The 12,490-nt window shown below is 67.0% G+C and carries 13 protein-coding genes; 7 read left to right on the top strand and 6 right to left on the bottom strand.

All coding sequences use genetic code 11. The annotated features are described in order from the left end of the window. Positions 1-130 precede the first annotated feature (130 nt). From HNP47_RS14130 to ahcY, 3 genes are all read right to left on the bottom strand, one after another. A complete protein-coding gene (locus HNP47_RS14130; RefSeq protein ID WP_184280045.1) occupies positions 131-502 on the bottom strand; it encodes a zf-TFIIB domain-containing protein in 372 nt (123 codons plus the stop codon). Between the two features lie 459 nt (positions 503-961). Further along, complete coding sequence (locus HNP47_RS14125) at positions 962-2,182, bottom strand: NAD(P)/FAD-dependent oxidoreductase (protein ID WP_184280044.1); 1,221 nt, start codon at positions 2,180-2,182, stop codon at positions 962-964. 33 nt (positions 2,183-2,215) lie between these two features. After that, positions 2,216-3,607, bottom strand: coding sequence for an adenosylhomocysteinase (gene ahcY / locus HNP47_RS14120; protein WP_184280043.1), 1,392 nt, complete (start codon positions 3,605-3,607; stop codon positions 2,216-2,218). Positions 3,608-3,742: 135 nt separating this feature from the next. Between ahcY and HNP47_RS14115 the strand changes: the two genes are divergently transcribed. Further along, entirely contained in the window at positions 3,743-4,141 is a 399-nt protein-coding gene (locus HNP47_RS14115) for a Tat pathway signal protein (RefSeq protein ID WP_184280042.1), read from the top strand. Positions 4,142-4,150: 9 nt separating this feature from the next. Here the strand turns inward: HNP47_RS14115 and HNP47_RS14110 are convergent, their stop codons facing one another. Continuing rightward, positions 4,151-6,328, bottom strand: a complete 2,178-nt coding sequence (locus HNP47_RS14110; RefSeq protein WP_184280041.1) for a primosomal protein N' — start codon at positions 6,326-6,328, stop codon at positions 4,151-4,153. 30 nt (positions 6,329-6,358) lie between these two features. On the opposite strand from HNP47_RS14110, the gene fsa reads away from it, so the two are divergent. From fsa to HNP47_RS14095, 3 genes are read left to right on the top strand one after another with little or no spacing between them, the layout of a single operon-like run. Next, positions 6,359-7,012 carry a fructose-6-phosphate aldolase gene (gene fsa / locus HNP47_RS14105; protein ID WP_184280040.1) on the top strand — a complete coding sequence of 218 codons (654 nt, stop codon included), beginning with the start codon at positions 6,359-6,361 and terminating at the stop codon, positions 7,010-7,012. A 37-nt stretch (positions 7,013-7,049) separates the two neighbouring features. Continuing rightward, on the top strand, positions 7,050-7,763 hold the full coding sequence (locus HNP47_RS14100) for a DUF484 family protein (RefSeq protein ID WP_184280039.1): 714 nt from the start codon (positions 7,050-7,052) through the stop codon (positions 7,761-7,763). Continuing rightward, on the top strand, positions 7,745-8,674 hold the full coding sequence (locus HNP47_RS14095) for a tyrosine recombinase XerC (protein ID WP_184280038.1): 930 nt from the start codon (positions 7,745-7,747) through the stop codon (positions 8,672-8,674). Before HNP47_RS14100 ends, HNP47_RS14095 begins: the two co-directional genes overlap by 19 nt. Here the strand turns inward: HNP47_RS14095 and HNP47_RS14090 are convergent. Both HNP47_RS14090 and HNP47_RS14085 read right to left on the bottom strand, forming a co-directional pair. Then, positions 8,671-9,015 carry a hypothetical protein gene (locus HNP47_RS14090; protein WP_184280037.1) on the bottom strand — a complete coding sequence of 115 codons (345 nt, stop codon included), beginning with the start codon at positions 9,013-9,015 and terminating at the stop codon, positions 8,671-8,673. The two genes, HNP47_RS14095 and HNP47_RS14090, sit on opposite strands and share 4 nt — an antisense overlap. Positions 9,016-9,143: 128 nt before the next feature. Beyond that, on the bottom strand, positions 9,144-9,935 hold the full coding sequence (locus HNP47_RS14085) for an SDR family oxidoreductase (protein ID WP_184280036.1): 792 nt from the start codon (positions 9,933-9,935) through the stop codon (positions 9,144-9,146). 136 nt (positions 9,936-10,071) lie between these two features. Here HNP47_RS14085 and HNP47_RS14080 point away from each other — a divergent pair, with 136 nt between their 5' ends. The 3 genes from HNP47_RS14080 to HNP47_RS14070 all read left to right on the top strand — a co-directional run bounded on the left by HNP47_RS14080 (position 10,072) and on the right by HNP47_RS14070 (position 12,300). Continuing rightward, positions 10,072-10,449, top strand: coding sequence for a hypothetical protein (locus HNP47_RS14080; protein WP_055754368.1), 378 nt, complete (start codon positions 10,072-10,074; stop codon positions 10,447-10,449). A 124-nt stretch (positions 10,450-10,573) separates the two neighbouring features. After that, complete coding sequence (locus tag HNP47_RS14075) at positions 10,574-11,371, top strand: HipA family kinase (protein WP_184280035.1); 798 nt, start codon at positions 10,574-10,576, stop codon at positions 11,369-11,371. An 83-nt stretch (positions 11,372-11,454) separates the two neighbouring features. Further along, a complete protein-coding gene (locus tag HNP47_RS14070; protein ID WP_184280034.1) occupies positions 11,455-12,300 on the top strand; it encodes a hypothetical protein in 846 nt (281 codons plus the stop codon). Positions 12,301-12,490 lie beyond the last annotated feature (190 nt).

Raw genomic sequence — 12,490 nt, 5'->3', positions numbered from 1 at the left:
AACCCAGGAGAGTCGCATAGGCGTCGAATAGCGCCAGCAGCGCGCATGCGGCCCTGGCTTCCGGGTTCTTCGCTATGCTCAGCCTCGGAATGACGGCAGCAGACCGAAAGTCGCTTGGACCTAACCGACCTCAGTCGAAGATGTCGAAAATGCTGTCACGCTTCTTTTTCTTGTAGCGATAGTCGTCGTCGCGATGCCGGTCGTCGCGGTATTTGTCGCCCCGGTAGCCTCGATCGTCGCCGCGATACGGCTGTGACGCCCCGCCGCCCCACGGTTGGGACTGGGGTTGGGCATAGGACTGAGGCGGCGGCGCATAGGCCTGCGGCGCGGGCGCGACAGGCGCAGCGGCGCGACCCTCCTCGACGGCGGCAGCCATCAGCTTTTCCAGCTCGCCGCGATCCAGCCACACGCCCCGACACTCGGGGCACATGTCGAACTGGACGCCATTGCGCTCCAGCGTCTGCATGGCGGCGTTGTCGTTGGGGCACATCAGAAGAGGCATGTCGGGCTCCGATCAAAAAGGAATGGGCGGTCGATGCGACAGGCCAGGAGGGGAAAGCTTCGCCGCATCGACACGCCCTTGCGGTCCGACATCGCGTCGCACGACCCGGCGCAAGGAAGGGGGACGCCGGACCGCGAGAACGCCAGAGGGGCCCGTTCCGCCTCTTCAAGCTAGGCGCCGTCGCAGCCCGCCGCCATGCGTCGCGGGGCCGCAGGGGGCTTCGGCCATCCCCGCCATCCTATCAGCGACGACGATTGCGAGATTTTACCACGGCTTACGACCGACCAGCGACCACTCACCTGTCATGGCGCCAAACCCAGTTAAACTGGAAACCTCGGTCTTTGACATCCTAGCGCGCCGCTATAGCGGTCGTCGAATTAGACAGATTAGACGAATTAGACGGTGCTTTTTGTCAGCGGACCCGCCGACCAAGGTGCACAGATTGCACTCAAAAAAATTCTAGCAGATCTGCCCGGCGGCCCAGCCCGACGACCAGGCCCACTGGAAATTATAGCCGCCCAGCCAGCCGGTCACGTCCACCGCCTCGCCGATGAAATACAGGCCCGGAACCGCCTTGGCCTGCATCGTCTGCTGGTCCAGCGCGGCCGTATCCACCCCGCCCAGCGTCACCTCGGCGGTCCTGTAACCTTCGGACCCTACGGGCTTGACCGCCCAGGCGTTGACTGCCTGATCCAGCCGCCGCAGCACCTTGTCCGACAGGTCCGCCAGATTGCCCGACGCCCCTTCGCGCTGGCACAGGCTCTCGGCCAGACGGCGCGGCACGATATGGCCCAGCGCGGTGTGCACCGCCTGTTTGCCGTTCGACGCCTTGGCCGCCTTCAGTTCTTCGAACACGTCGCGGCCGGGCGCCATCGAGGCCACCACCGCCTCGCCCTCGCGCCAGTAGGAGCTGATCTGCAGAATGGCCGGACCCGACAGGCCACGGTGGGTGAACAGCATCGCTTCGTTGAAGCTGGCCTTGCGCGCCTTGGCCCCTTCCGGCGCCGAGGCGACCGAGGCGTCGACCGCCACCCCCGCCAGCGGCGTCAGCGTCTCCAGCAGGCCCGCCTCGAACGTCAGCGGCACCAGGGCCGGCCGCGTCTCGGTGACGCGAATGTCGAACTGGCGCGCGACCTCATAGGCCCAGCCGGTCGCCCCCATCTTGGGGATCGACTTGCCGCCCGTCGCCACGACCAGCGACGCCGCCGTGATCTGCGATCCATCCGACAGGATCGCCGCAAAGCCGTCGCCGGATCGCGTGATCCGCTCCACCCCGGTCTTCAGGCTCAGGGTCACGCCCGCCGCCGCCATATCGTCGGTCAGCATACGGACGATCTGCTTGGCGCTGTCGTCGCAGAACAGCTGACCCAGCGTCTTCTCATGCCAGGCGATCCCGGCCCTATCGATCCGCTTGACGAAGTCGTGATGGGTGTAGCGGCGCAGGGCCGAGGTCGCGAACCGGGGGTTCTCGCCCAGGAAGTTCGCCGGTCCGCAACCCAGATTGGTGAAGTTGCAGCGCCCGCCGCCCGAGATGCGGATCTTCTCGCCCGGCCGGTCGGCATGGTCCACGACCCTGACCCGCCGCCCCCGTCGCCCGGCCTCGATGGCGGCCATCATCCCCGCCGCGCCGGCTCCGACGACAAGGACGTCGACGAGGGCGCCCGAAGACGCCCTCGTCACTTGGAACCTCGCGGTTCCAGCCTCGGGGAGAGCTTAGTAACGGTAGTGATCCGCCTTGAACGGGCCTTCGACCGGCACGTTGATGTAGTCGGCCTGATCCTTGGTCAGGACGGTCAGCTTGGCGCCCAGCTTGGCCAGGTGCAGCATGGCGACCTTCTCGTCCAGGTGCTTGGGCAGGGTGTAGACCTTGTTCTCGTACTTGTCGGCGTTGGTCCACAGTTCGATCTGGGCCAGCGTCTGGTTGGTGAAGGACGCCGACATCACGAAGCTGGGGTGGCCCGTGGCGTTGCCCAGGTTCACCAGGCGGCCTTCCGACAGCAGGATGATCTTCTTGCCGTCCGGGAACTCGACGTGGTGGACCTGCGGCTTGATCTCGTCCCACTTGAAGTTCTTCAGGCCGGCGACCTGAATCTCGCTATCGAAGTGGCCGATGTTGCAGACGATGGCGTTGTTCTTCATCTGCCGCATGTGATCGACGGTGATGACGTCCTTGTTGCCGGTCGTGGTCACATAGATGTCGGCGCGGCCGGCGGTGTCGTCCAGCGTCTGGACCTCATAGCCTTCCATCGCGGCCTGCAGGGCGCAGATCGGGTCGATCTCGGTCACGATCACGCGGGCGCCGCCCTGGCGCAGCGAGGCGGCCGAGCCCTTGCCCACGTCGCCGTAGCCGCAGACCACCGCGACCTTGCCCGACAGCATGACGTCGGTGCCGCGACGGATGGCGTCGACCAGAGATTCTCGGCAGCCGTACAGGTTGTCGAACTTGGACTTGGTGACGCTGTCGTTGACGTTGATGGCGGGGAAGGGCAGCTCGCCCTTTTCGGCCATCTGATATAGGCGGTGCACGCCCGTGGTCGTCTCTTCCGACACGCCGCCGATGGCGTCGCGGATGGCCGAATAGAAGCCGGGCTTCTCAGCCAGATAGCGCTTCATGACCTTGAAGAGAGCTTCCTCTTCTTCGTTCTGGGGGTTAGCCAGAACCGAAACGTCCTTCTCGGCCTTCGGACCCAGCACGCACAGCAGGGTCGCGTCGCCGCCGTCGTCCAGGATCAGGTTCGGATAGCCGCCGTCAGCCCATTCGAAGATCTTGTGGGCGTAGTCCCAGTACTCTTCCAGGGTCTCGCCCTTGGTGGCGAAGACCGGGGTGCCGTTGGCGGCGATGGCGGCGGCGGCGTGGTCCTGGGTCGAGAAGATGTTGCACGAGGCCCAGCGCACTTCGGCGCCCAGGGCTTCCAGCGTCTGGATCAGGACCGCCGTCTGGATGGTCATGTGCAGGCTGCCGGCGATGCGGGCGCCCTTCAGCGGCTGGCTGGCGCCGAACTCGTCACGCAGGGACATCAGGCCCGGCATTTCGGTTTCCGCGATCTCGATTTCCTTGTTGCCCCAATCGGCCAGGGTGATGTCGCGAACGATGTAGTCGGTCATGGCTTGGGCTCCTGGCCGCAATGAGTTTGGGCCCTCATAGCCCGGCGCGCGCCGAGGATCAACAAACACATAAAGATATCCTTATGCGATCCCGGCTCAGCAGTTTCTTAAATCCTGGCCGGTAGAGACCTCATCATGGAACGCCGCGCTCTTCTTGGTCTCGCCGTCGTCGCGACGGCCGCCGCCTCGACCTCCGCCCGCGCTTCGAGCGGCGGCGCGGCGCCGTCAGCCGACACCTATGTCCGCCTGCCAGTCATCACTGCCTCGATCCTTCAGGCGAACGGTCGTCGGGGCGTGCTGACCATCGAAACCGGCGTCGATGTGCCCGATGCGACCCTTCGCACCCGCGCCCAGCAGTCCGCGCCGCGCCTGCGCGCCGCCTACAACACCGCCGCTCAACGCTTCGCCAACGGCCTGCGTCCCGGCGTCGTGCCCGACATCGACCAGCTGTCGGCCCAGCTTCAGGCGGCAACCAACGCCACCTTGGGCCGCGCCGGCGCCCGCCTGCTGCTCGGCACCGTCATGGCGGTCTGACTTCCGCCTCTAAAGGAAGGAATAGGGGTCCACGTCCACCGTCAGGCGGACCGAGCCCGGCACCTTCACCCGCTGAAGCCAGGCGCGCAGGAAGGCCTGGAGGTTCACGTCCCGGTCGGCCCGCACCAGCAGCCGTTTTCGCCGGCGTCCCCGCACCAGAGCGAGCGGTGCATCGGCCGGGCCATAGACCTCCAGCCGTTCGGCGTTGGGAATGGCCTGGGCCAGGTCGTTCGCCGTCTTCTCCACAGCCGCCGCATTCTCGCTGGACAGGATGATCGCCGCCAGCCGGCCATAGGGCGGCAGGGACGCCGCCTCGCGCTCGGCCATTTCCGCCTCGACGAAGGCGTCGCGATCGCCGGCCGCCAGCGCCATCAGCACCGGATGCTCGGGCGTCCAGGTCTGAAGCAGCGCCCGCCCCGGCCGGTCGGCTCGCCCCGCCCGGCCCGTCGCCTGGGCCAAAAGCTGATAGGTCCGTTCGGCCGCGCGCAGGTCGCCGCCCCTCAAGCCCAGATCCGCATCCACCACGCCCACGAGCGTCAAGCGCGGGAAGTTGTGGCCCTTGGCCGCGGCCTGCGTCGCCACCAGAATGTCGATCTCTCCGTTCGTCATCCGCTGGATCAGGGCGCGCGCCGATCGGGCGTCCGGCGTGGTATCGGTGCTGAACACCGCCGTGCGCGCCTCGGGGAACAGTTGGCGCACCTCTTCCTCGACCCGCTCGACCCCCGGCCCGACCGAGACCAGCGAATCCTCGGCCCCGCACGAGGGACACAGTTTTGGCCGCGCCATGGAGAAGCCGGTCAGGTGACAGACCAGCCGCCCGGTGTAGCGATGCTCGACCAGCCAGCTGTCGGTGTCCGGCGCCGTCAGCCGATGACCACAGACGCGACACAGGACCACGGGGGCATAGCCGCGCCGGTTAAGGAACAGCAGGGTCTGCTCACCCCGCAGCAGGGTTTCGCCGATGGCCAGCCTCAGCGGCTGCGACAGCCAGGTCTGCGGATCGGGCGTGTTCTGACGGAGGTCCAGTAGGGCGATGTCCGGCAGGACCGCCGTTCCGTGCCGCGCGCCCAACTTCAGCCAGTCGTAGCGTCCGCTCTGCGCGTTCCACAGCGTCTCCAGCGACGGCGTCGCCGAGGCCAGGACCACCGCAGCTCCCTCGATCCGCGCCCGCGCCACGGCCAGGTCGCGGCCGTGATAGACCAGGCCTTCCTCTTGTTTGAACGAGCCATCGTGCTCCTCGTCCACCACGATCAGGCGCAGGTTCGTAAAGGGCAGGAACAGGGCCGAGCGCGCCCCGACCACGATGTTGCAGCGCCCGGCGACGACCGCCTCCCACACTTGGCGGCGGCGCGGCGGGGCGACGCCGGAATGCCATTCGGCCGGGGCGGCGCCGAACCGGGCCGTGATCCGCTCGATCAGGGCCTGGGTCAGGGCGATCTCGGGCAGCAGGATGAGGATCTGCGCCGCCGGATCGGCCCGCAGCACCCGCGCGATCGCCTCAAGATAGGCCTCGGTCTTGCCCGACCCCGTCACCCCATCCAGGAGAAAGGGGCGGAAGCCGCCGCCCGCCACGCCCTCCGCCATCGCCGTCGCCGACGCCGCCTGGTCGCCGTTCAGCGAGGCGGGGGCGTGGTCGGGATCGGGCCGGTCGAACGCCGCCTCGGCAGTGATCTCGATGATCTCCAGCACGCCCTCGTCGATCAGGCCCTTAACCACGCCCGATGACACGCCCGCCGCCCGCGCCAGGTCGGCCGGCGGCATGGCGCGATCGCCCAGGGCGTCCAGCACGTCCGTCCGCGCCGGGGTGGCGCGCGACGGCGACCGCTCGCCCACCCGACGCACCCGGCGTTCCGGCCGGGGCCGGGGCGCGCGCAAGCCCTTTAACGCCGTCGCCGCCATCTCGCCCGGCGCCGACAGAGTCCAGCGCCCGGCCCATTCGACGAAATCCATCACGCCCGCCGGCAGGGGCGGATCGTCCAGTCGACTGTCCACCGCCTTGAGCCGCCGGTTTGAGCCTGTGGTTTCGAACACCTCGGACACCACGCCCCGGATCAGGCGCGGCCCTAGCGGCACGGCGACCTGATCACCCCGCGCCAAATCTCCGTGTGCCAGGCTCAGCGCCTCGGGAACCTCGTAGTCGAAGGCCTCCGGCACCGGCAGGGGAATGAGGACCGAGGCGACTTTCACCGAACTGCGCCCTCGGCTATGAAGCCGCCCATGAAACTCTTTCTCGATACCGCCGACGTCGCCGTCATCAAGGACATGGTCCCCACCGGAATGGTGGATGGCGTCACCACCAATCCGTCGCTGATCGCCAAGTCGGGTCGGAACATCGCCGAGGTCATCGCCGAAATCTGCGCCCTGGTCGAGGGGCCGATTTCCGCCGAGGCCGTCTCGCTCGATTTCGAGACCATGGTCAAGGAAGGCGACAAGCTGGCCGCCATCGCCCCGAACGTGGTGGTCAAACTGCCCCTGACCTGGGACGGCCTGCGCGCCTGCCGCGTCTTCACCGACAAGGGGATCAAGACCAACGTCACCCTGTGCTTCTCGGCCGCCCAGGCGCTGCTGGCCGCCAAGGCCGGCGCCACCTTCGTCTCGCCGTTCGTCGGACGTCTGGAAGACAACGGCGCCGACGGCATCGGCCTTCTGGAAGAAATCCGCGTCCTGTATGACGTGCACGGTTTCGAGACCCAGGTTCTGGCCGCGTCCCTGCGCAATGTCGGCCATGTCGCCGCCGCCGCCGTCGCCGGATCGGACGCCGCCACCTTCGGCGCCGACACATTCAAGGCCTTGGTGAACCACCCGTTAACCGACAAGGGTCTTGATGCCTTCGTGTCGGACTGGGCCAAGACGGGTCAGTCTATTCTGTAGCATTGCGGTTCCCGGAGAGGTCTGTTTGAGCGGCTCATTGGACCTTTTCGAAACGTCGGAATCGGACGCAACGCCCCATATCGGCGACGGCTTGCATTGGCCCGACGTGCGCGGCTGGCTGCAGACCCATCCTCAGACCCTGCTGGACGACCGGTCCCTGCTGGAAGAGATCGGTCTGCGGCCGCACGGCCGCAACGTGGTCGAGTTCGGCGCCGCCGCCCTGACGCGACTGGAGGCCGTGGTCGAGCGCGAGACCGGCGCCCGGCGAGAGATCGAACTGGTCGCCCGCGCCAACTTCGCCGCCCAGACCCAGACGCATGTCGCGACCCTGGACCTGATGGAGGCCAAGAACCATTCCGACCTGGCCCGACGACTGGATGCGGCGGCGCAGGGGCGGTTTGGGTTGGCCGGCGCCGCCATCGCTCTGGAAAAACCGGGCGGCGTGCCCTTCGGCTGGCGCGCCCTGGAAGAGGGCGACGTCGACAACCTTCTGGGCGAGCACGGCCTGACCTGGCTGGGCCCGATGATCCAGGGACTGAACTTCTTTGGCGCGGCCGAGGATCAGGTAAAGTCCATCGCCCTGGTCCGTATGGCCCCGCACCTGACGCCCGGCGGACCGCCCCGCCCCTGCATCTGCGCCTTCGGCTCGCCCGAGCCGGAAGGCTTCACACCCAACATGGGCTGCGAACTGGCCGCCTTCCTGGCGCGGGTGACGGAGCGGATGGCCGAGCGATGGCCGGTATTGAACTGACCGCGTCCGACGCCCTGCGCGCCTGGCTCGATCACTTGGCGCACGAGCGTCGGCTGTCGCCGCGCACGCTGGAGGCCTATGGGCACATCGGGCGGCTCTATGTCGCCTTCCTTGAACGCCATCGCGGCGAGGCGCTGTCGCTGAAGGACATGGGGACGATCACCGCCGCCGAGGTCCGCGCCCACATGGCCGAGCGACGATCCGGAGATCACCCATTGGCGGCCCGGTCGCTGAGCCAGAGCCTGTCGGCCATTCGCGGTTTTCACGCTTTCCTCGACCGGCGGTTGGACACGCCCGCCCCGCAGCTGGCCCTGGTGCGCGGTCCCAAGGTCAAGCCGTCCCTGCCCCGGCCGGTGACCGAAGATCAGGCGCGCGGCCTGCTGGCCGAGCCGGACGCCGATCCCGACGCCGAACCGTGGGAGGCCGCGCGGGACCGCGCCGTCCTGACCCTGCTCTACGGCTGCGGGCTGCGGATCTCCGAGGCCATGTCCCTGACCCGCGCCGATGCGCCGCTGGGGGAGACGCTGCGCATCGTGGGAAAGGGGTCCAAGACGCGGATCGCCCCGATCCTGCCCGCCGTGCGCGATGCGGTGGACGCCTATCTGGCCCTGCTGCCCTTCCCGCTCCAGCCTGCCGACGCTCTGTTTCGCGCGCGCCGCGGCGGCCCTTTAAGCCCCCGTCATGTCCAGGCTTCGGTCCAGAAGCTGCGCGGGCGGCTAGGCCTGCCCGAACGCACCACGCCTCACGCCCTACGCCACAGTTTCGCGACCCACCTGCTGGGCGCCGGCGCCGACCTGCGATCGATCCAGGAACTGCTGGGTCACGCCAGCCTGTCGACGACCCAGAAATACACCGGCGTCGATGCCGATAGACTTTTGAACGCCTATGCGGCCGCCCATCCCCGCGCCTAGCGACGCGGCGCGGGCGGAGCCGGCGGCACGCCGACGTCGGGCTGGGGCGGCATCAAGTTTCGACCCAGCGCCCGTTGATCGGGCACGGCATAGCTGATCGGCAGGGGACAGTTGTTCTGGTCGCGCCGGTCCAGCAGCAGATAGCGCCGGACCTGTCCGTCATCGAGCGAGCGATCCAGCGTCATGGCGCCGGCGCCGTCTTGCCGAGCCTGCATCAGCGGATCGCCGCAACGCTGCGCGTTCTCCCTTGGGGCGGAAACAACGACAAGATCACGACTGGTGATCGCGCTGGAAGACGCCGCCGCAGGGTCGGACAAGGCCAGCATAAGCAAGGTCAGCATCGCATCCTCCTGAATAGGCTCCGACGATACGCCGACAACCCCCGATTGGCCGGACAACACCGAACGCTTGGCGAACAGGCGCGGCTGCGATGAGACGCATTGCGCCCGTTCAAACTCGTCCTCCCAGATCAGATCGCCTTGATCGCCCCGCCGTCCAGCCGGATCAGCGAGCCGGTCACGTAGGCCGCCAGGGGGCTGGCCAGGAAGGCGGCGGTGGCGCCGAACTCCTCGGTCGTGCCGATGCGGCCGACGGGGATGGATTTGACGGACTCGGCCCGCGCCTCTTGCGGCGTCGTTCCGGTGCGCTCGGCGGTCGCCTGGTCCAGCCGTTCGATGCGCGGCGTGTCGATCCGACCCGGCAACAAGGTGTTGACCGTCACCCCGTCCGGTCCGACCTCATTGGCCAGCGTCTTGGCCCACGCCGCGACCGAGGCCCGCAGGGTGTTGGACACCCCAAGCGCCGCCGAGGGCTCGACCACCGTGATCGAGGCGACGTTCAGGATGCGCCCCCAGCCGGCGGCCCGCATGGCCGGCAGCACCCGGTCTGTCAGGCGGAAGATCGAAAGCACCATCGATTCGAAATGATCGCGCCACACCCACGGCTCCAGCCCCGACACGCCAGACGGCGGCGGCCCCCCGGTGTTGTTCAACAGGATTTCGATAGGCCCGCCCAACAGATCCTCGGCCCGATCCACCGCCTTCAGCAGCGCCTCATGATCCGCCAGGTCCGCCGCTGCCACGACCGCCTTGCCCGGCCCGGATGCGTTCAGCATGTCCGCCACGGCCTGAAGCTTGCCTTCATCGCGCGACAGCAGGGCGACGTGGGCCCCCTCGGCGACCAGGGCCGTCGCCACGGCGCGACCCAGGCCGGACGAGCCGCCGCAGATCAGGGCGCGCTTGCCGTTCAGTTTCAGGTCCATGGCCATCTCCGATCCTGTGCAGCCTCCGATATCGGATGCGTGGGTTCCCGGCGCAACGCGGCGTTAACCGAGACGGCGCACCTTCTTTGTCGAGCGGCCGCCGAGACCGCCAGGACAGGCCGGGGAGGGCTCGCCCATGTCGACCAAGATGACGTCCAGCACCCGCCGCCACAGCGACCATTTCGAGCCGCAGGACACCGATCCCCACGAACAGCGCCGCCTGCGCGGGCAGCTGGAGCAGATCGACTACGCCGCCTATGTCGCCAACAAGGAGGTGATCGGGCACGCCCTGACCGGCGTGGACGCCGGCTCGCTACAAAAGCTGGCGGTCATGACCGCCACGGCCCGCGCCAAATGGGTGGCGGAATCGCTGCGCCTGGCCCACTCCGGCTCGGCCGTCACGCCGGACCAGGTCGCCCGCCTGACCGCCGCCCGCACCGCCTATGACGAACTGGCCGAAGCCTACGAGGCTCTGCGCCGAGTCATTGAACGGGGCTATGTCGCCCTGAGATGACCGCGTCGCCGGGCATGTCCGGAACCGTGAGCCTTGACCGCCGACGCTACCTGACGTTGCCATACCGTCGATGGACACCCTAGCGCCGCTGGCATATTGCTCTGGCTCAACTTTGGGGACGCCTTTGACCGACTCCGCATCGAGCCCCCGCCAAGTCCGCCTCGCCCAGGTGTTGGCTGGCGCAGTTCCATTTCGTGCGGGCAACATCAACGACACGTTCCGAGGTGTGGTGCGAACCGAAGACGGCGACCGCACCGCGATTATAAAGGACCTTGCGCAAAGGGAACTTGCCAATGAGGTTCTGGCGGCTGCCTTGGGGCTCGCCATCGGCCTTCCGATCCCACCAGCCTACCTAGCTTACGCTGCAAGTGATCGCTTCCCAGCGACCAAAGGGCCTCTTCTCGATAGCGGGAGACTAGTCTTCGCCAGCGTGGACGTTGGCCAGCCACAGGTCGCTATGCTGTGCGAGGCTCACGGCCACCCTGCGGTCCTTCGCCGACTCGCTGCGTGGTCAGAAGCAGGGCAGCTTTACGGGTTTGACGCCTTGGTTGCGAATATTGACCGACATGCCGGCAATCTCCTCTTTAGCGGCGACCGCGAGGTTTGGATGATCGACCACGGACACTGCTTCATCGGGCCACAATGGGCGGATCGAGATTTGGTCCCGGCTGATGTGCGGGTGCGAAGTCGCCTGCAAGAGTGGCTGACACCTGCTTTAGGCGACCGTCAAAAGCAGCTCGCTGCTCATGAGGCCCTCCGGCTCGGGGGGTCGGCCCTGGTGAACTTCGCAGACTTGGCAGTTGCCAACTACATGGCTGAACTTCTTGATGAGGGCGATTTCAACGCGGTGGTTACCTTCTTACAGGGAAGGCAGCCGTATACCGCCGGAATGGCCGCAGAGGCGCTGGGGATGCTCGCATGACTGGAGGACTAACCGCTCGCAGTTTTCCGGCGATCTCCGGCACCGTTGAATGTCGCTGGGCACCCGTTCTCCTCGCGCCCATCATGGACTCACCCGAGCGGTTGGTCATTGGCGTCGCCGCCGCGAACACTGACGGGTTCCATGTCGAGAAGGCTAACGCTCTAAACCGGCTGCAATGCCTCTTCGGGAAGTCTGCCGATACTGCGGTCTTTGCGGCGGAGGTCGCGTTGGCAGAACTGAACTCGGCCTTAGCAGCCCACGGCGCTGAAGCCATCAAGGAACGGTCTTTAGTTTTCAGTGGGGTATCGCTCGGCGACGCGCGAACGGGTGAGGGTGCGAGCCTTCAGGCAATAGCCCAGACTTGGATGTCTGCCCTGTCCTCCCTCTACGTTCACATCCCGGACGTCCGCGATGGTGTGGCGCACGTGGATACCGCCGCCGAAGAAGGGGCATCTGTAGCCGGAGGCGACCGGCTACCGCTCCTTGTGGCTGACGACGTCATCGCTCGGGACCCTAGCCAAGCAGGGTTCTTCAGCGAAGACATCCGTCTGCGCCGCCAACGCCGATCTCGGATAGGTTTGGCCGGCGTGGGGATCGACTACGCGTCACCGAACCTCGTCGCAAACTTCGCAACGCTCGGGCCGACCGCGAGGCTCGGTACGGTTGATGGCATCAAGCGGAAGATTTTCGACTTGATAGTACGCCGAGACGAGGAGCAAACCTCTCTTCTTGGTCAGCGGCCGCATGAAATCATCGTGTACAGCCCAGGTATGCGGGACCCGCTCGTGTCCGAGAAGCAGAGGGAGGTTCTGGACGAAGTGCACGATCTGCTGGCGGAGCAGGCGCGACGCGAAGAGATTAACTTCCTACCTGCGACCGGGGTGGATGTGATCGCCGACCGTATCGTCTACGTGGCCGGCCACGCTTAGTGTCAGCCAGAACGCCGCGCTCGTGTCACCCACGCCAGCGTGACACAAGCCCGAACACGGTGTTTTTCAAGAAACTTACGCCCGCCGGGCTGGCCTGGTGGAGCCGAGGGGACGGCCGTGTGGTCGCTTTCGTCGGTCATGGTGGCAGTGCGCGACTCGGTTGGTTAGGAGATCGCCAAGGCTCTGATTG

It is taken from the genome of Brevundimonas vesicularis (assembly GCF_014204545.1).
Taxonomy (GTDB): Bacteria; Pseudomonadota; Alphaproteobacteria; order Caulobacterales; family Caulobacteraceae; genus Brevundimonas; species Brevundimonas vesicularis_B.
The sequence above is the reverse complement of the archived record's forward strand: the minus strand, read 5'-3'. Positions and strand labels throughout refer to the sequence as shown.

Excerpts from the sequence above, each read along its gene's own strand:
- HNP47_RS14115 (WP_184280042.1), top strand. The coding sequence starts at position 3,743 with ATGGAACGCCGCGCTCTTCTTGGTCTCGCCGTCGTCGCGACGGCCGCC.
- HNP47_RS14085 (WP_184280036.1), bottom strand. The coding sequence starts at position 9,935 with ATGGACCTGAAACTGAACGGCAAGCGCGCCCTGATCTGCGGCGGCTCG.
- HNP47_RS14130 (WP_184280045.1), bottom strand. The coding sequence starts at position 502 with ATGCCTCTTCTGATGTGCCCCAACGACAACGCCGCCATGCAGACGCTG.
- fsa (WP_184280040.1), top strand. The coding sequence starts at position 6,359 with ATGAAACTCTTTCTCGATACCGCCGACGTCGCCGTCATCAAGGACATG.
- HNP47_RS14095 (WP_184280038.1), top strand. The coding sequence starts at position 7,745 with ATGGCCGGTATTGAACTGACCGCGTCCGACGCCCTGCGCGCCTGGCTC.
- HNP47_RS14070 (WP_184280034.1), top strand. The coding sequence starts at position 11,455 with ATGGACTCACCCGAGCGGTTGGTCATTGGCGTCGCCGCCGCGAACACT.
- HNP47_RS14080 (WP_055754368.1), top strand. The coding sequence starts at position 10,072 with ATGTCGACCAAGATGACGTCCAGCACCCGCCGCCACAGCGACCATTTC.
- ahcY (WP_184280043.1), bottom strand. The coding sequence starts at position 3,607 with ATGACCGACTACATCGTTCGCGACATCACCCTGGCCGATTGGGGCAAC.
- HNP47_RS14090 (WP_184280037.1), bottom strand. The coding sequence starts at position 9,015 with ATGCTGACCTTGCTTATGCTGGCCTTGTCCGACCCTGCGGCGGCGTCT.